15 protein-coding genes are annotated in these 17,328 nt (G+C 60.3%); 10 read left to right on the top strand and 5 right to left on the bottom strand.

The genetic code is table 11. The features are described from left to right. Positions 1–77 precede the first annotated feature (77 nt). The 3 genes from OKA04_RS02435 (at position 78) to OKA04_RS02425 (ending at position 3,616) form a co-directional block, all read left to right on the top strand. Entirely contained in the window at positions 78–1,049 is a 972-nt protein-coding gene (locus tag OKA04_RS02435; RefSeq protein WP_264499527.1) for a glutathione S-transferase family protein, read from the top strand. A gap of 141 nt (positions 1,050–1,190) precedes the next feature. Next, complete coding sequence (locus OKA04_RS02430; RefSeq protein WP_264499526.1) at positions 1,191–1,496, top strand: WYL domain-containing protein; 306 nt, start codon at positions 1,191–1,193, stop codon at positions 1,494–1,496. Between the two features lie 182 nt (positions 1,497–1,678). After that, a complete protein-coding gene (locus OKA04_RS02425) occupies positions 1,679–3,616 on the top strand; it encodes a PAS domain-containing hybrid sensor histidine kinase/response regulator (protein WP_264499525.1) in 1,938 nt (645 codons plus the stop codon). 18 nt (positions 3,617–3,634) lie between these two features. Here the strand turns inward: OKA04_RS02425 and OKA04_RS02420 are convergent, their stop codons facing one another. Beyond that, positions 3,635–4,120, bottom strand: a complete 486-nt coding sequence (locus OKA04_RS02420; RefSeq protein ID WP_264499524.1) for a DUF892 family protein — start codon at positions 4,118–4,120, stop codon at positions 3,635–3,637. A gap of 811 nt (positions 4,121–4,931) precedes the next feature. On the opposite strand from OKA04_RS02420, the gene OKA04_RS02415 reads away from it, so the two are divergent. Continuing rightward, complete coding sequence (locus OKA04_RS02415; RefSeq protein ID WP_264499523.1) at positions 4,932–6,092, top strand: sensor histidine kinase; 1,161 nt, start codon at positions 4,932–4,934, stop codon at positions 6,090–6,092. A gap of 3 nt (positions 6,093–6,095) precedes the next feature. Here the strand turns inward: OKA04_RS02415 and OKA04_RS02410 are convergent, their stop codons facing one another. The 3 genes from OKA04_RS02410 to OKA04_RS02400 all read right to left on the bottom strand — a co-directional run bounded on the left by OKA04_RS02410 (position 6,096) and on the right by OKA04_RS02400 (position 8,705). Next, positions 6,096–6,380: a hypothetical protein gene (locus tag OKA04_RS02410; protein ID WP_264499522.1), complete on the bottom strand. Its 285-nt coding sequence runs from the start codon at positions 6,378–6,380 to the stop codon at positions 6,096–6,098. Positions 6,381–6,519: 139 nt separating this feature from the next. Further along, entirely contained in the window at positions 6,520–6,873 is a 354-nt protein-coding gene (locus OKA04_RS02405) for a hypothetical protein (protein ID WP_264499521.1), read from the bottom strand. 941 nt (positions 6,874–7,814) lie between these two features. Next, positions 7,815–8,705 carry a LysR family transcriptional regulator gene (locus OKA04_RS02400; protein WP_264499520.1) on the bottom strand — a complete coding sequence of 297 codons (891 nt, stop codon included), beginning with the start codon at positions 8,703–8,705 and terminating at the stop codon, positions 7,815–7,817. Between the two features lie 345 nt (positions 8,706–9,050). Here OKA04_RS02400 and OKA04_RS02395 point away from each other — a divergent pair, with 345 nt between their 5' ends. Both OKA04_RS02395 and OKA04_RS02390 read left to right on the top strand, forming a co-directional pair. After that, on the top strand, positions 9,051–10,829 hold the full coding sequence (locus OKA04_RS02395; protein ID WP_264499519.1) for a GAF domain-containing protein: 1,779 nt from the start codon (positions 9,051–9,053) through the stop codon (positions 10,827–10,829). A 325-nt stretch (positions 10,830–11,154) separates the two neighbouring features. Then, positions 11,155–11,994, top strand: coding sequence for a S1 family peptidase (locus OKA04_RS02390; protein WP_264499518.1), 840 nt, complete (start codon positions 11,155–11,157; stop codon positions 11,992–11,994). Positions 11,995–12,017: 23 nt separating this feature from the next. On the opposite strand, the gene OKA04_RS02385 is transcribed toward OKA04_RS02390, so the two are convergent. Continuing rightward, on the bottom strand, positions 12,018–12,692 hold the full coding sequence (locus OKA04_RS02385; RefSeq protein WP_264499517.1) for a DUF6799 domain-containing protein: 675 nt from the start codon (positions 12,690–12,692) through the stop codon (positions 12,018–12,020). A 444-nt stretch (positions 12,693–13,136) separates the two neighbouring features. Here OKA04_RS02385 and OKA04_RS02380 point away from each other — a divergent pair, with 444 nt between their 5' ends. From OKA04_RS02380 to OKA04_RS02365, 4 genes are all read left to right on the top strand, one after another. Continuing rightward, complete coding sequence (locus OKA04_RS02380; RefSeq protein WP_264499516.1) at positions 13,137–13,295, top strand: DUF1328 domain-containing protein; 159 nt, start codon at positions 13,137–13,139, stop codon at positions 13,293–13,295. 305 nt (positions 13,296–13,600) lie between these two features. Beyond that, a complete protein-coding gene (locus tag OKA04_RS02375) occupies positions 13,601–14,089 on the top strand; it encodes a hypothetical protein (protein WP_264499515.1) in 489 nt (162 codons plus the stop codon). A 164-nt stretch (positions 14,090–14,253) separates the two neighbouring features. After that, a complete protein-coding gene (locus tag OKA04_RS02370; RefSeq protein WP_264499514.1) occupies positions 14,254–15,573 on the top strand; it encodes an NAD(P)/FAD-dependent oxidoreductase in 1,320 nt (439 codons plus the stop codon). 13 nt (positions 15,574–15,586) lie between these two features. After that, positions 15,587–17,143 carry an NAD(P)/FAD-dependent oxidoreductase gene (locus OKA04_RS02365; protein WP_264499513.1) on the top strand — a complete coding sequence of 519 codons (1,557 nt, stop codon included), beginning with the start codon at positions 15,587–15,589 and terminating at the stop codon, positions 17,141–17,143. Positions 17,144–17,328: the final 185 nt, after the last annotated feature.

Here is a 17,328-nt window from a genome sequence, read left to right as displayed (position 1 = left end):
ATGCTGAAACCCCTGTTAATTCAAGGCCTTGTCGTCCCATGCCTGCTCTCATGACGTGCAAGGCGAGCGTCCCGCCGATGCAGCGTGCAACCACGAAGAAGGATGCGTGGACGGCAAAGCGATGCTATCCGGTCTCAATGGCTGATTTTCCAGACGAGATGCAGGAGGGGCGATTCGAGAGACAGGAAGACGCCTTCCGTGGATGGGTAGGCAGGGATGGTGGACCGCCCGTTGAGGCGGGACGCTATCACTTGTACATCTCGCTCGCATGCCCGTGGGCTCATCGGACGCTGATCGTGCGATCACTTCTCGGCCTGCAAGAAATGATCGGAGTGAGCGTGGCCGATCCGATGCGTGATGAACGCGGTTGGGCATTCCGGGAGGGGAATGGACATCACCCCGATGAAGCGGAGGGCTTCGAATTTCTCAGTGAAGCTTATCACGCCAGCGATCCCGATTTTCATGGGCGCTACACCGTGCCGGTCCTGTGGGACAAGAAGGTCAGGCGCATCGTGAACAACTCGGAGGACGATATCTGCCGGATGTTTCAGGAATGCTTTGCCGGAGCGGAGGCGCGGGATTTGTTCCCGCTGCATCTGGCGGAAGAGCAAGCGGCTCTCAGCGACTACCTCTACGAGAAAGTGAACAACGGCGTGTATCGCGCAGGCTTCGCTACCGATCAGGCAGCCTACGAGAAAGCAGTTCGTGATCTATTCCTCGCCCTTGATGAAATGGCGGTCCGCCTGGAGCGCTCCACGTTTCTCCTCGGCGAGCACATGGTGGAGAGTGACCTGCGGCTCTTCTGCACATTGATCCGCTTTGACTCCGTGTATCACGGGCACTTCAAATGCAACCTTCGCCGCATTATTGACTGGCCGCCGTTGCTGCGGTTCATGCGCGACATCTACCTTCAGCCCGGAATTGCCGCGACGGTAAGTTTCGACCACATCAAGCGTCACTATTACGGGACCCATCGCGATCTGAATCCATCGGGCATCGTGCCCCTCGGGCCCTCGGCCGTCTTTGAAAAGGCGGGCAGTACCGGTTGAGGAGGGCTATGCGGATGACGTAGGCGGCGGAGGGTGGGTTGGCATAGGGTGAGTCGGTTGAGAATGGGAGCGGCCCGGATTATGCGTGGGAGATTCTGGCCCGGTGAAATCGTGGCCGATCAAACCCACCCGCGTTTCCTCATGTCCGTACTCTCCCACGCTTCGCTCGACGAAATCCGGCGCTCGATCAATCAACGTCGTCGCATCCGCTTCATTTACCGGAAGGTCGAGGTGATCGCGGAGCCTCATCTCTTTGGAAATTTCCGGAAGACCCGTGCCTTCGTTCTCTGCGCTTGGACCGTTCATCCCGAGGAACGCTGGGAATACTTCCGGCTCGCCGAGATGCGGGACGTGGACATCTTGCTTGAGACTTTCGGTGCGGCGAGGGAGGGCTTCAATCCCTACGACCCGAAGATCGAGATGGTGGACACGTCAGTCCGCATATGAGGGGCAACGGGGCCTGTGCACCATGCACGGCCCTCTGGTTTGCCGGGACGCAAATTGCGACCCATGAATGAGGGGTGCCGTCCCGCTCCAGAAATTTCCCGCAGGCACTTTGTTTGCTAGAAATTTCCATCCCCTCGGCTCAAGTGGACGGCCTGAGGTTACCTCTCCCCGATGAACCGAGTATGACCGTGCCTTCCGACCTTCCCCTTTCCCCCGATGCAGGGCCTTCGTGGCTGCAGAGCAGACTTCTCGCTTTCGATGAGATCGTGGCGGTGGTCGAGGGCTACGCGATTTTCACGATGGATCCTTCCGGCGTGGTCTTGGATTGGAATGTAGGAGCCGAGCGCATCATGGGATATTCCGCGGGCGAGGTGATCGGGATGCCGAGCGAGTGCTTCTTCTCGGAAGTCGAGCGAGCGAATGGCCTGCCGGCTGGTATCCTGGACTCAGCGGTGAAGGACGGATCATTCACTGGCGAGGGATGGCGGCTGAGAAAAGGGGGCGAGCGCTTCTGGGGACACGTCACCATCACCGCGCTTCATTCACCGGAGGGCGATATTCAGGGCTTTCTCCAGATCACGCGGGACCTCACCCAGCGCCGGTTGACGATGGAGGCGCTTCGCCAGAGCGAGGAGCGATTTCGCCTGCTGGTGGAGGGCGTAAGCGACTACGCGATCTTCATGCTGGACCCGGAAGGCCACGTCATGAGCTGGAATATCGGCGCGCGACGCATCAAGGGCTACGATCAGGAAGAAATCGTGGGCCGGCATTTCTCGGTCTTCTATCCCACTCAGGCGCTCGAAGGAGGAGTGCCGCAGAAGCTGCTGGCGCAGGCACTGAGGGAGGGACGTGCGGAGCAGGAGGGCTGGCGGATGCGAAAGGACGGCACCCGCTTCTGGGGGCACGTGCTGATCACCGCACTCCACGATCACAGCGGCGAGCTCCGCGGATACGCGAAGATCACGCGTGATCTCACCGAGCGCCGCCAAGCGGAGTCGCTTCGAGAAGCTGGCAAGCGGAAGGACGCCTTCCTCGCCACACTCGCTCACGAACTGCGCAACCCGCTCGCCCCGATCTTGCCCGGCGTGGACATCATCCTGCGCTCGCCGGATGACCCGGAGAAGGTCGCAGGCGTGGCCGCCATGATGAAACGGCAAGTCGATCAGATGGCGCGTCTGATCGACGACCTCGTGGACATCTCGCGCATCACCACTGGCAAGATCGAACTGAGGAAGTCGGCGGTGCCGTTTTCCGAAGTGCTGGAGCGGGCAATGGAAGCGGTTAATCCGCTGATCCAGCGGCACGGGCAGGATCTGACCGTGGATGTCGGCTCGGTCGGCTTGATGGTCGATGCCGACCCGCACCGTTTGGCGCAGATGCTTTCCAACCTGCTTTCGAATGCTTCCAAATACACGCAGGCGGGGGGGCAGATCCGGCTTTCGGTTTTACCGGAGGCGGACGGGCACCTGAAGATTTCCGTGAAGGACAATGGGAAAGGGATTCCCGCGGAGTTCCAGCAATCGATCTTCGAATTGTTCGATCAGGGTACCAGCGGGTCATCGGATGGCCTGGGCATCGGGCTGACGCTGGTTCGGTCCCTCGCGGAGATGCACGGGGGCTCGGTCTCGGTCCTGAGCGATGGCGAAGGGCTCGGAAGCGAGTTCACGCTGCGCCTGCCCGTCCTATTGCCGGGTGAGCCAGCTTCGGTGTCTGACTCGCTCTCTCCGGCACAGGCAAGCGCCTCCTCAGCGCTGCGGGTCGTGATCGCGGATGACTCCCGCGCCGCTGCGGACATCATGGGAATGTTTTTCCACATGGAGGGCTTCGAGGTCGAGGTGGCGTACGACGGCGAGGATGCCGTGGCGCGCGCGAAATCCTTCCAGCCGGATCTGGTGGTCCTCGACCTCGGAATGCCGAAGATCGATGGCTTCGAGGCATGCAAGCGGATCCGCGCGATGCTGCCGCAGGCGGTGGTGGTCGCGCTGAGCGGGTGGGGGAGTCGTGATGACCGCCGCCGTTCGTCAGATGCGGGGTTTGACGAGCATCTCGTCAAACCCGTGGCCCCCGACGACTTGCGAACCGTGCTGGATAGCTATTTCAAAAAGAGCCGCGCCAGTTGAGTCCGCCATCAGGCAGGCCTAGGCTCGCACGAGCATGCTTGCGGAGACGGGCATCGCACAGGTTTCCGGATGGCCGTCGAGCAGGATATCAAGCAGTCCGTCGAGCTTCTCCACGTCATCGCTCATGCGCACGCGGTTCGCCAAACTACGGCCAACACCGTAGTTCAAGATCTGGTGACGATGCAGGCCGCCACTGATGGAGCGCAGGTCTTCGTCGCCCGGGAAATTCCACGAGGCCTCGCGCAGAGCTTTCCGGCTTTCGGCGATCAGCCGGCGCATCGAACTGCAGTCATCGCCGGCGGAGCAGATGCCATGAGAAGCAGCAATGAACTCCAAGACATCCCGACGGTGGCGCGAAAGCTGGAGCTCCTGCTGGAATGCCGCCCGCAGCGTCTTCTTTCGCGCATTGGCAGCAAGTTCGGGAAGAAAGCTGATCAATTGAAGTTCGCTGCAGTAGAGCATGCGAAGCTTCCCGAAGTAGAGGGTGCTGAGTGCGGCAGACATGGCGAACGCGCTTTCGCAATTCATATGCCACTTCTCTAACAGGCAGATCTGCTTTCACTGCTAGCACTCTCACTAAAGCTGTCTTTGCGAAGTCGGCAAAATGCAAGGACCTCGTCGCAATCGGCAACGTCAGCGGAGATTGCGGTATTGAGATTAGCTGACCGGTATTACATGCAACCGAATGCACGTTGAAAGATGGACGAATGCAATCCCGTGCGCGTTCCTGCTTCGCTGGGTGTCGTCATTAGCGACTGATGGTGAATGCTCGGTCGAGATCGGGAATCGGGGAACAAGGAATGCTTCTCCAGTCGTCATGAAAGCGATTACCGGTTTCAGAAACTTGGGTGTGGTATTGGGAATCTCAAGCCTCGCCGCCTGTTCTTCTTACTCTCGCCCCGTGTCGGATCGTGCTGCAGATCCGGGTGCCCAAGCGCTGGCTACCGGAGAGCCTGCCGGAGGTGAATCGGCCCCGATCGGAGGACGCGTGGATCTCCCGCCGCAGCAGCCTCGTCGATGATGTGCATATCATAACTCTGGATCGAAATGGCAGAGAGCTGGTTTCAACGGTTCTGAAATTCGATGTAGAATGAAGCGAGAATCAGCGTATTCACCGCTTCGCTTTGCATTGGAGGGCTTTGGACGGAGAGGTGATTTGATGTAGATCGTTGATATAGAGCATGGATCGTAGCTCGATTTGGGTTTTGGTCGGCGTGATTTAAAAAGGGGTGGAGTAGTGCCACAAGGCAGGTAATTCCGCCCGGATGGCCCTGCTAAACCTTGTGATGGCATGCAAACCTGATAGGCGTTTTGCATGGATTTGGCATTGGCGAGCCTCGGCCAACTTTTCGATACGTCCGATTTTCCTGCCCGCTGGAATTGCGGGCATTGGTCGCCCGTACACGGGTGGTTCCACATCATTGCCGATCTGGCGATAGCGGCGGCCTACTCAGTCATCCCCGTCGCGCTCGCAGGCTATTGGCTTCTGAAGCGGGGTGAATTGGTCTTCCCGAGGCTTTTCTGGCTGTTCGCCGCTTTCATTTTCAGTTGCGGCAGCACGCACGTGATTGAGGCGATCATCTTCTACCACCCGATCTATCGTTTCTCGGCCTTGATGAAGGTGGTTACAGCCGTGGCTTCCTGGTCTACGGTCATCGCCCTGCTTCGGATCGCTCCGCAGGCCATCCAGCTCCCCGGATTACAGCGGGCGAATGCCAATCTCGAAGAGCAGCTCCAGAAAACCCGCCTGGCGGAATCTGCCCTGGAGCGCAGCAACAGGGACCTCGAAGCTTTCACCGGGATGGTGACCCATGACCTCCGTAATCCGCTGAATAGCGCGCTTTTCACCACCGAACTGGCTCGGGAGTCGGCGGAAAGGAGCGGCAATCCGGTCCTGGCCGGCCAGTTGGGCCAAGCAGTTCAATCGCTGCGCCAGATGGAGGCGCTCATCCGCGAACTTCACGCGGATGCTTTGCTGCGGAACAAGACCGGCGAGATGAAGGCTGTGATCTTGGACGACGTGGTGAAGTCGGCAAAGCTGAATCTCGCTCCGCTGGTGGCCGACCGGCAGGCACGAATCGAGGTGGGTGCCCTGCCTGAGGTGCGCGGGAGCTACACGATGCTGGTCCAACTTTTCATCAATCTGATGGAGAATGCCATCAAGTATGCCGGTATCGGTGTGCCCTTCATTTCCATTGCGGGCGAGTTGAAGCCTGATGGCCGCATTGCGGTTAGGATCTCGGACCGGGGCGTCGGCGTGCCCGCGGAAGCTCTGGAGGCAATTTTCGAATCCGGTGCGCGCGGGGAGAATGCATTGCATCTTCCGGGCAACGGGTTGGGACTCGCCTACGCGAGGCGCATCATGGAGGCTCACGGAGGGACCATCACTGCAGAAACGGTCAGCGAAGGTGCCGCCTTTGTCTTGGAATTCCCGGCCATTCCCGAGGTGGTCGAGACCGGCGCTCTTCCAGCTTGATTTTCAGCGCAGGGGAAACCAGTCGAATTTCGCGCAGTTCCCTTCACTTCGGTGGGATACATAATGGCCGAGGATGATGACCACGAACTCGCCCTCGTCAGCGCGTCGGTTCTGATTGTCCAAGGCCAGTAGCATCGGGACCCTGCTTCCTTCCCGATCCTCGCCAGTGGCAAGAGGCACAGGCAATTCGTCGAGTTCCAAAATCCTGCCATCTTCAGGGCCTCCAACGAATTCGATCCGCGTGATGATGTCGTTCCGGATCCTCATAAATCCTAGGGATGCAGACATCGTGCCATCCGAAATGAAAGCCCGTTAGATACTGGGGGCGAGCTTTCAATCGTCTGGAAATCAATGACAATTCCCGGCGGTCTGATGGCTCCCTGCCAAGGCGCAGCATCAGAGGTTCGTCGCGAATCGCACGATGGCGTTAGAGCGAAGCCTTCAACGCATCGAACTTCGCCTTCAGCCGTTGAATGACCTGCTCCTGCTCGATGATCCTTTCGTGAAGTTCCTGCAATTGAGAGATCATGCGCCCGACGGGAAGATTGGCGGACGGTGAGTGGTAGGGAAGAGTGCCACGGCTGATGGCCTGCTTCCTCCACGAGGAAATGCTGAGTGGGGACAATTGGAACTTCTTCGTGGCTGCGGTCTGCCCGCCGCGGCCGTGTTCGGCGTTGTAGCGATCGACGAACTCCAGCACATCCGCTTTCTCTTGCAGAGTGTAGCGCTTTCCCCGGAGGGAGCTGGTGGCGTTCTTCTTGTTGCTCATGGTCAGGCTCATATCGGCTCGTTTTAGCCGATGGCAAGGATGATGTTAGGTTAATGCATGATGCATGATCCTGTAGACTCCGGGCAGGTGTTAGATGCCGGATTGGATGGCGGCGCACGAGGGAACGCGCGTGGATTTCCTGATCCTCCGTCATATCAGGCAGAGACCGGGTGTGGATGGAATCTCACTGTGGTCGTTCTCCGAGATCTTGTCCGGGACTGGGTTCGTCCCTTGTAGGTGGATTCAGCTCTCCTGTCGTAAGGAGATTTCACCAGTTTCAAACAGACCTCGATTGAGTCATGGAAATGAAAATATTTCCATGATTGCCGTCGTGTATCTGGCTGACCGGCGATTGCTGGGCCTCTGCGACGAGGCTCCGACCATGTGAACCGTGAACGGCCTACATCTCTGGCCAACCGACTGGCTGACAAGGTGACCCTACCCGTGCGATACCTGCAAAAAACGGCGGGTGCCCTCAGGGAGAGCACCCGCGTTTCTGGGTTGTTGGGGGAGGGTGGTCCGGTTCCCGGAGAGGCGGGAGCCGGGTGACCTTTTCAGGTCTTTTGCTGCGGTTCTAGGTTCTAGAAAGGGGCGAGGAGACTTCTTGTGACCGCCAACAGCCGGGGACGATCAACAGCAGGCCCGAGCAAGGCGGATGCGAGGCGCAGCGCCGCTGCGATCTCGGAATTGCTCGATTGTGGCAGGTCCGATTTGACCTCCGCGATGAGCCGTGCCCGCTCCGGGCGGGGGAGCGGGATGGCGATCTGGGAGCGATGGGCTCTCTGCATGGCGACCTGGGGAGAGGGGAGCGAGCGAGAAGGGGGTCGGGAGGATGCGCCCCAGCATAGGAGAAGCCCCTCGCCCCTGTCGTTCGTGGAAAACGCCACTTCTTCAGTACGCCAAAGCCTTAGCGGACTGTCCGACCATCAAGCTCCATGAATATGCTAGGGACCTCAACAAGGCCCCGAGCCTCCGGCCCCGGCCAGGATCTCCAGGGCGGTCAGCACTTCCTCGGAAGGATCCCGCTTGCTGAAGAGCGCATAGATCTCGAATTTCCGCTCTAAGGTGGCGAGCACCTGGAATTGCCTGCTGTTCTTCGACTCCTCGATCACTCCGCGCGGCAGCACTCCCGCTCCGATATTCGCGGCGATGGCGTCCCGGATGACATAGACGTCGTCTGCCTCCGCAACCACGCGAGGTTCCACCCGTTTCTGCCTGAGGTATTGATCGATCTCAAAGCGGTAGGCGCTGTGCGAGGTGTAGTGGATGAAAGGCTGGCCATGCAGTCCCTCGATGGTCGGCTCCTTCAGGCTGGAGACGAATTTCCGTCCGCCTGCGACGACGAATTCGGGTGAGCTCAGCTTCCGGCAGTCGGTGCCGCGCTCCTTTCTCCGGTGCGGCAGGCTGTCGGTAATGAGAAGGTCGAGGCCGGTCGCCAGCAACTCGTGGAAGAGATACTCGTGGTCGCCCTGCCTGACCCGGGTCAGGATGCGCTGGCTTTTGAAGAGCGTGATAAAGCGCTCCACGGCAAACGAGCGTCCAACCGTGGTGGCAATGCCCACTTCCAGTCGCACCCGTGGCTCGGCATCGCGACCGGGGAAAATGTCGTCGAGACGGGAGGATAGGCGGAACATTTCCTGCGTCACTTCGAAGGCCTTGCGGCCGTTCGCGTTCAGCCGCAGGGCACCGCTGGCCCTGTCGAAGAGCTTGTGGCCGAAGTGCTCCTCGAGTTGCTTCAGTTGGCCGCTCAGCGTGGGCTGGGTGATGTTCAGTCGCTTGGCCGCGCGTGCCAGCGTGCCCTCTTGGGCAACCACGTGGAAGTAGTGCAGGTGGTTGAAATTCATGGGAGATCCCGCTCCGGGGTGCCGCACGATCTAACAACGGATGATGCGCTTGCAACCCGATTTTGACATCCGGGAAAGTGCCATCGGAAAAACCGAAGGCCCCCTTCGGAAGGCTCTTGTTGCCGGTTCCGGCGAGTTGGGAATACGCTCTCCGGTTCCATTGCCTCGTGCCTTGCACGCCCTTCCCGGCAGATGGACCCGCCCCCGGATCATGACCCCTGAACGCATCCTCCCTCCTGCATACTACGTGAAACCTAGTAGTAGAATCTCCGTAACAGGGGAGGGAGGCCTTCGCCCCATTGCTTGGCAGTCAACCGGCACCATCGGAACACCAACCCGACAGGGATGATGGAGGAGGCGGATGCGCGCAATATCATCGCGCTGGAAGCCGCAGGCATCCAGCCGCACGGGCTGCTTTTCGTGCTGCATGGGACTGATTTCCTGATCACGCAGGCGAGCGCGAACTGCTCCCGGCTTATCGGAAGGCGTCCCGCAGAGCTCCTCGGTAAGACGCTTCCTGAGTTGGTCGATCCACGCTCGCGAAGCGTGGTGGAGGCGGCCTTGCGGGAATCGTCCGACCGTGATCCGGAGAGTTTCCGTGCAACCATGCTGACGGGCGACGGAAGGGAAGGCGTGGCCTTCGAAGGCATCATCCATCGCTTGTCCGGCGGGTGCGCGGTTGTGGAATTGGAGCGGGACCCGGTGCTCCCGGATGGGAGCTCTCCCTCGCCGGGTCCCGACTCCAGCTTGCGTTTTGTGCGGCGCTCGCTTGCTGCCGTGTCCGGACATGTGCTCCCGGTGGATGCGGCGCGTGCCCTTGCCCGGGAAGTTCGGGGCTTCATCGGCTTTGACCGCGTGATGGTGCAGAGGATTGGCGAAGACGGCAGCGGCGAGATTGTCGCCGACGAGCATGGGGTAGGCATGGCGTCGTTGCTGGGATTGCGCATTCAAGCTGCTGGCATGGCGTCGGACAGTCGGGAGGAGTTCCTGGCGGGAAGACCACGTTACTACTTCGACGCCGCAGCTTCGCCGGTCCCGCTCATCCCCTCGGCATGTCCGCATGCGGGGGCGCTGCCGGATCTATCGCGGGCGGTGCTCCGTAGCCTGCCTGTCGCGCAGGTGCGCCACCTGGCTGCGCTGGAAGTAACGTCCGGTCTGACGCTGCCGCTCGTGGTGAGTGATCGGCTGTGGGGGCTCGTGGTTTGCCAGCATCGGCGGCGGAAATATCTCACCCATGAGCAGCGATTGGCCGCGAGCCTGGGTGTGCGGGTCTTCTCGGACCAGATGGCGTTGCGAGAGCGTGCCGCGGAGTTGCAGGACATGGCGGTTGCTCGTGCGGCAGCTTCATCCGTCGTCGCGGACATCACTTCCGACGCCGGGTTTCTGGAGGATCTGGGCAAATCGTTGGAAGGCTTCCTCCGCATTTTGGAGGCTGATGGAGTCGCCTTGTTGTCAGTCGAAGCGATCCACTCGGTCGGCTCGGTTCCGGACCGCGCGATGCTTTCCAGCTTTCATGATGAGCTGAAGGAAATGGCTTCTCGTGAAACCCGCATCACGGACGGTGCTGCAGACCTCTTCTCATCACTCGCTGGCTGCTTGCCACGGGCGGCCGGGGTGGCTGCGATCCCCTTGGGCAGGGGCGAATGGCTGGTTGGATTTCGCGATGAAAAGGTGAGCCTTCTGCCATGTGCCCGCGATCTCTCGGTGCCTGGAAATGTCGGTCGCGAGGCGGAGATCCGCGGCCGCTCCGCTCCATGGCCGTCGACCATGACAGCACTCGCCACCGAGATCAGATCCGCATTGCTCGATCTCTCGCGCTATCACGCGGCCCGATCCGAGAGAACCTCTCGGAATCTCCGTCATTTGGCCGGTGCTGTCGCCCATGAGGTGAAGAACAAGCTCCAGCCTGGTGTGCTCGCTCTCGCAATGCTGCGTGCGGATCAGGGTTATCCGTTGAGAGGGGAATTTTCGCAGCTCGCCGAGCTGGGTGAGCGGGCGCTGCATGATCTCGCGAAGTTCACGACCGTGATGCTCGACTATTCGGGCGAGAGCTTCATGGAGAGCCTCGATGTGGCGCTGATCGATGAAGCTGTGAAGCAAGCGACCGAGCCGCGGTATTCGTAGATCCCGCACCCCGCTCCCATTTGCTTTTCCTCCATTGTGGGGAATGTTTCAGCCAAGTGCGGAAACGCACGGTGCCCGCGGTTCGGGGAGGGACCGTGGGCACCTTCATTTTCAAGAGGTGAGTCCGGCTTGATTCGACGCGACAAGCGGGCCGGAGTGATGGAGGGCGAGCCCATGATTGCCTTGTGCAATCCGACGATAGCGGGAACCTCCAAAGTGTTAGAATGTTAGGGCGGCTTTCGGTTTGCGCTTTTTCGCCGGATACGGCATCAAGCGACCGGCTTCCGGGGAGGAAGGTCTCCTGCGGCATCCGGATTATCCGATCGTGAACGAGTTCCACCGTCTCATCCGTTGTATCCTCGCCTGCGCACTACTCATAGTGTGCGCCGCATGCACCTCCATCGAAGTCCGCAAGGACGAGCCCGTCTCATCCTGGGTCTCGCGGGACTCGATGAAACGGAAGTCCGAGGCATCCGCGAGGACCGTGCATGACCGCATCGACGGGCGTCCGGTGAAGCAGTTCTTCCACCGGCACAGCGCGATCCTCTCCGACGGCGGCATGCCCATGATGGTGAGCACCCCGGGTGCCGGTGATGACGTCCGCTTTGCGATGCCCGGGTCGGATGGTTACGGATCCGCGGTCGCTCTCGGCGACGGCTATTTCCTTACTGCCGCCCACGTTCCCCTGAAAGGTCACGGAGGACTCTTCTGCATGGACAAGTCCGGAAAGCCGGTGGTTCGATCCTACCGGGTGGTGTGGACCGAAAAGGCTGCGGACCTCGCGATCCTCCATGCCGATGTCGATACTCCCGGCGTGAAGTGGGCGAAGGATCGCTCCCTTGCAAACGGTGCCGGCATTTTCACCTTCGGCTTCGGCGGCGGTGAGTGGAAGCCGAGCCAAGGACAGATCATCAGCCGCGGCCCGACAGGTGATGGAAACCGACACTCCGATCTCAAGCTGTCCGCTCCGGTGGTCGCTGGTGACAGCGGTGGACCCGTTGTCACTGCGGCAGGCGAATTGGTGGGCATCGTGACCCGCGCCGACTACCGGTGGGTGCGCGCATTCGGCCGAGCATGGATGCGCTCGGGTTCTCATACGACGCGCCCCGACATTGGCATGATCGAAGGCATTATCGCGAAGGATCGCGCGTCGCGAAAGAACTGATCGCAGGTTGCGCATACCGGTGATCATTTCTTGGTCCTGTCAGCGCGGAGAATCGTGCCGTCCGGCTTGACGATATCACCTTCCTTGAGCGCTGTCTCATCGCCATCGCCTTTGAAGTCCACTGTTAGATCCGGATGGATCTCCGTGTCTCCGAGTTTGGTTTTCTCGTCCAGAGGTTCGCCCATGCATTCCTTCACGAGGTGGGGCTTGCTATCCTTGATGATCACCGAGCCTTCCAGAAGGGGGCGGCCGTCGATGAGGATCGCGTCATTGTCCTTCAGGCTCCACTTCTCGCCATCCTTCGGAATGACGCTCCCGTCGGTCATGACTCGGGTCCCGTCGGTCAGTGTGGTTTCCTTGGAGAGTTCCAGCTTTTCCCCTGCGCGAACAATCAGGACGTTCCCGTTCTCCTTCAGGACGCCATTCATGAAGATGCGCGCTCGGAAGGTTCCGTCCTCCATGAGCTTGTCTCCTTCCTGGAGTTTCCAAGTGCGTCCGTCGGCTGAGGTGACGTCGCCCCCGCGGGTGATCTCGGTGCCGTCCTGCAATGTGACGCCTTGCATGACCTCGATAGACTCGCCGTCCTCGATGGCCATGAGCTTTCCGTCCTTCATCGTGAAATCGTCGGCTGATGCCATCTGCGTGAGGATGGCGATGGAAGAGATTGCCGAAGTCAAAGTGAGATGGATCGCTTTCATCGGAAGAGTTGGTCGGTGGTTGCTTCGAGCTTCTCGCAGTCACCATGCCGATGTTCCCTGCTCCTCAATTCCCCGTTCTCCCAATGTCTTCAGGCTCGCGATCCATCCTCTGGAAGGCGGAGTGCATCGGTGAATGGGCAAGGTGCAAACGTCATCCATCGACACGCGAACTCGTGTCTCTCGCACCAGTCCAGGATCGTTAACGAAGGCGATTCAACTGTTGCCGCATGCCAACGTGCAGAGTGCGCGACGATTTCGGCGTTTTGCATTTCGCCCGATGGAAAATCGAGCCGCATTTTGGCCGACTGAAGAATGCCGGGATACCGCGTGATCCTTGATTTCACTAGGGCTTGCGCGCCTTCCGCCATGCTGTGAAGCGAGGCTGAAACTCGTTGGCATCCGTGATGCAATTGAGATTGCGGGTAGAATAAACCCCACAAAATTATGCTCCACTGGTCACTTGTATTCCTCGTCGTCGCCATCATCGCAGCAGTCCTCGGCTTCGGTGCCCTTGCAGGCGCTGCCGCTACGATCGCGAAGGTGTGTTTCGTTCTTTTCTTGATTGTCTGGTTGGTCTCCATGCTGACCACCCGCCGAGCGTAGGTTGAACCTCTCCGAGTGATCCTGCCCGCCCTATCAGGCGGGCAGGTCTCGTCGTTTATAAAGGCGATGAGGTGGAGCGTGTATGGTCCACAGCACGCGCTCTCATCTTGCGGAACTTCCTGACTTCGACAGGTGAGTCAGGTTCCTTTGATCTGTAAACGTCCGCAGCTTTGCGGTGAAGCAGCACCGCTAAATTTTTTGTCTCAAGGCAGGGTTTCAGCGATGGGAAAAGTCGAGAGGCGGCTTGGCATCGATTAGCCAAATGTCTTCCTTTTCCCGCCCGCCATTTGCGAGGTTGGTTTCTCGTGACGGACCGACGCCCATATTATCGATGGAGAAGCTTTTGGCTCGGGCTGTTTGTGGTGGTCTCGCTGGTTTGGATATGGAGTGATTCGTTGCGGTTCGCTTCGACTGTCGTTCTGAAAGACGACTACCACGCCGGTAATATCGGCGGCGGTCTGTTGTTCGAACGGATAGGGTTTTCCACGCGGGGGATTCCGATCGGCTACGATATGAGGCGGGATGAGTTCACGTTGTTAACCGAGATGACGGTTTCGCCGATGCCTCCACCTTTACTGATGCGCGGAGGGGAGGGTGATGACTCAAATCGTTTGCCAGACTATGCGAAGGACGCGCTACCGACCTTCCATGATGCTCTAAAGTCCGGGATGCTTGGTGAGCCTCGGCACGCATGGCGTGTGTTCATCCCGCACTGGTTGGTGATGCTCGGATTCGTGGTGCCTTGGGTTTCTTTTCTGGCCTGGCGAGTGAGTTCGCGGCGCAGATCAGTGTGATGTGCGTTTCTAGTTCGACGTGAGTAATGGAGACTTTTTTGGAAATTGCAAAATGCAATTCCATTATGAAATGCCTCGACGATGGCGACCGCATGTTTGCACGAAATTATCGTGCATCATCGTCTTGAGACATCACTCCGTCCCGGCCCGGGGATGGCCACGCCATGAGCTACGACGCGATCATCATCGGCGGCGGCCCGGGCGGAAGTACGGCAGGTAGCGTACTTGCGCAGGCGGGGAAGAAAGTCCTGATCCTGGAGCGCGAGCGCTTCCCGCGCTTCCACGTGGGCGAGTCGCTCATCCCGTATGGGAATGACGTGCTGCGCGAGATCGGCGCGTGGGACAAGATGGTCGCGCATGGCTTCATGGAGAAGCTGGGTGCGGAGTTCGTGCTCGGAAGTTCGAGAGCGGGCATCAACATCATCTTCGGGCGCTACCTCCAGGACCGCTACGCGCAGACCTTCCAAGTGGAGCGCGCGAAGTTCGACAACCTGCTGCTGGAAAACTCCGCGTCGCTCGGGTGCGAGGTCTGGCAGGAGACGAAGGTGAAGGACGCGAAGGTCACGGACGATGGCGTCACGGTGACCTGTGAGAAAGACGGCGTGGTCCACGAGGTCTCCGCCCGCTGGGTGCTGGATGCCAGCGGGCGCGACGCCTTCCTCGGCAGGAAGATGAACCTGCCGAAGACGGATCTGGGCCTGCCGAAAAAATTCGCCACCTTCGCCCACTTCCGAGGCGTGAAGCGGAATGATGCGCCGTATCACGGCCACATCACCATCGTTCGCCTGGACTTCGGTTGGTTCTGGATGATCCCGCTGGACGCGGAGAAGACATCCATCGGCCTGGTGCAGACCTTGGAGCACTTCAAGGCGACGGGCATGAGTCCCGGCGAGTGCTTCGAGCACGTGGTGGCCACCTCCACCGAGCTTCAGAAGCGCATGGCTGGCGCGGAGCGGGTAAACGAATACAACTTCGCCGGCGACTATACCTACCGGCACCTGCAAAATGCCGGGCCACGCTGGTTGCTCATCGGCGACGCAGCGGGCTTCATTGATCCGATCTTCTCCTCCGGTGTCATGCTGGCCATCCGCTCCGGCCATGCCGCGGCGAAGGAGATCGTGGCGGCGGATGCGAAGGGCACGGCACTGACGCCCCGCGCGCAGAAACGCTACACGAAGCGGGTGGGGGAGATGTGCGAGGTCTTCCTGAACATGATCCGGATGTTCTACGACAACGACTCCTTCGAGGTCTTCATGGACGAGCATCCGCCTAAGGGGATGGAGTGGGCGGTGAACAATCTCGTGGCGGGCAATACCCGCATGGGCTGGCGCCTGCGCCTGCACGTCTGGGCCTTCTACGCCGTGTGCACGATTCACCGGCGCAAGACGATCGTGAAGAAGATCGACTTCTCCGACCCGCTCGCCGTGCCGTTGGCAAAGGCTCCGGAGAAGACGGACGCGAAGACCCCGACCCTGGTTTCTTGATTTCTTGATGACGATGGAAAACACCGACTTGCGAGACGACTACGACGTGATCGTGCTCGGCGGCGCGCTCTCCGGCGCGGCCACCGCCACGCTCCTGCTGCGGCACAATCCGGGCATCCGCGTGCTGATCATCGAGCGCACCGAGCGCCTGGGCCGCCGTGTCGGCGAGGCCACCGTGGAGGTGAGCGCGTACTTCATGGGCCGCGTGCTGGGGCTGACGCGCTACCTGAATGAGCACCACATCTGCAAACAGGGTCTGCGCTTCTGGTTCAAGAACGATGAGGTGGAGAATATCTCGCAGGCCAGCGAGTTGGGCGCGAAGTATCAAGTACGCCTTCCCTCGTACCAGCTCGATCGGCAGACCTTTGACGAGGAGGTGCTGCGACGCGCGGGAGAAGCCGGGGCTCAGATCCTGCGTCCCGCGGTGATCCGGAATGTGGAGCTGCACGCCGGTGGTCAGCAGGTGGTGGAGCTGAAGCACGCGGGAGAGGTGAAGACCATGAAGGCACGCTGGGTGGTGGATGCCTCCGGCGTGGCCGCGCTGCTGGCGCGGAAGAACGGTTGGTGGGTGCGGAATGACGAGCACCCCACCGCCGCCGCATGGTCCCGCTGGCGGGGCCTGAAGGATTGGGACGGCCGCGAACTGGCGGAGAAGTATCCGGAGTGGGTGAAGCAGTGCCACAGCGTGCGCGGCACCGCCACGAACCACATCATCGGCGACGGTTGGTGGAGCTGGTGGATTCCGCTAAAGGGCGGGGATACCAGCGTCGGCGTCGTCTTCGACCAGCGCATCGTGGAGTGGAAGGAGGGCGGCAAGGTGGCGGATCGCCTGAAGGAATTCCTAATGGAGCATCCGGTGGCGCGCGAACTCATCGCGGACGCGACCTACGACGAAGAGGACATCCACTGGCGGCGGAATCTAGCCTACTACAGCACCACCTTTGCCGGTGACGGCTTCGTGCTGGTGGGGGATGCCGCGGCCTTCATGGACCCCTTCTACAGCCCGGGCATGGACTGGATTTCCTTCAGCACCACCAGTGCCGCGCATCTCATCACGCGCATCCGGAAGGGCGAAGCGGCGGGACCGCTGGTGGACCGGCACAACCGCGACTTCGCGACCTGCCACCGCCGGTGGTTCAACTCGGTCTACAAGGACAAGTATCACTACATGGCCGAGTATGACCTGATGAGCCTGGCTTTCCGCCTGGATCTCAGTCTCTACTACTGGGGGGTGGTCGTGCCACCCTTCACGGACGGCGAGATGGCGCTGACCATGCCGCCCTTCTCACCTCCGAGCGGGCGGGTCTTCTCCGCGCTGATGAGCTGCTACAACCGCCGCTTCGCCGCGATGGCCAAGCGCCGCCGCAAGCACGGCTTGCTAGGCCGGACGAACAAGGAACAGCGCTGCATGCTCAGCGGCTTCACCCTGGAGCGGAAGGACATGTTCCGCCTCGGCGGCATGCTCTTCGACTGGCTGAAGCTGGAGCTGACCGAGGGCTTCTACACCTGGTTTACGCCCGACGAGGACGATCTCATCCCGACCCCCGCGAAGGTCGAAGCAAAGGTCTAAACAAGCGAAAGCCATCCCGTGCCGCTCACCGCAGAGTCCCGGAGAGAAGGCAGGGCGTCCGGAAATCCCGAGGAGGATCAAGCTCATGATAAGCTGCCCTTTCACGTTTCCACGACTTCCTGCCTTCCCCTGTGGCTTTGCGCAGCGGGGGGATGACTCCGCAGAACCTCTTCCGAGCGAAGCCC

This window comes from Luteolibacter flavescens (genome assembly GCF_025950085.1).
Lineage (GTDB): Bacteria > Verrucomicrobiota > Verrucomicrobiia > Verrucomicrobiales > Akkermansiaceae > Haloferula > Haloferula flavescens.
This window is presented reverse-complemented; position numbering and strand designations above follow the sequence as displayed.

Excerpts from the sequence above, each read along its gene's own strand:
- OKA04_RS02435 (WP_264499527.1), top strand. The coding sequence starts at position 78 with ATGCAGCGTGCAACCACGAAGAAGGATGCGTGGACGGCAAAGCGATGC.
- OKA04_RS02430 (WP_264499526.1), top strand. The coding sequence starts at position 1,191 with ATGTCCGTACTCTCCCACGCTTCGCTCGACGAAATCCGGCGCTCGATC.
- OKA04_RS02425 (WP_264499525.1), top strand. The coding sequence starts at position 1,679 with ATGACCGTGCCTTCCGACCTTCCCCTTTCCCCCGATGCAGGGCCTTCG.
- OKA04_RS02420 (WP_264499524.1), bottom strand. The coding sequence starts at position 4,120 with ATGTCTGCCGCACTCAGCACCCTCTACTTCGGGAAGCTTCGCATGCTC.
- OKA04_RS02415 (WP_264499523.1), top strand. The coding sequence starts at position 4,932 with ATGGATTTGGCATTGGCGAGCCTCGGCCAACTTTTCGATACGTCCGAT.
- OKA04_RS02410 (WP_264499522.1), bottom strand. The coding sequence starts at position 6,380 with ATGTCTGCATCCCTAGGATTTATGAGGATCCGGAACGACATCATCACG.
- OKA04_RS02405 (WP_264499521.1), bottom strand. The coding sequence starts at position 6,873 with ATGAGCCTGACCATGAGCAACAAGAAGAACGCCACCAGCTCCCTCCGG.
- OKA04_RS02400 (WP_264499520.1), bottom strand. The coding sequence starts at position 8,705 with ATGAATTTCAACCACCTGCACTACTTCCACGTGGTTGCCCAAGAGGGC.
- OKA04_RS02395 (WP_264499519.1), top strand. The coding sequence starts at position 9,051 with ATGATGGAGGAGGCGGATGCGCGCAATATCATCGCGCTGGAAGCCGCA.
- OKA04_RS02385 (WP_264499517.1), bottom strand. The coding sequence starts at position 12,692 with ATGAAAGCGATCCATCTCACTTTGACTTCGGCAATCTCTTCCATCGCC.
- OKA04_RS02380 (WP_264499516.1), top strand. The coding sequence starts at position 13,137 with ATGCTCCACTGGTCACTTGTATTCCTCGTCGTCGCCATCATCGCAGCA.
- OKA04_RS02370 (WP_264499514.1), top strand. The coding sequence starts at position 14,254 with ATGAGCTACGACGCGATCATCATCGGCGGCGGCCCGGGCGGAAGTACG.
- OKA04_RS02365 (WP_264499513.1), top strand. The coding sequence starts at position 15,587 with ATGGAAAACACCGACTTGCGAGACGACTACGACGTGATCGTGCTCGGC.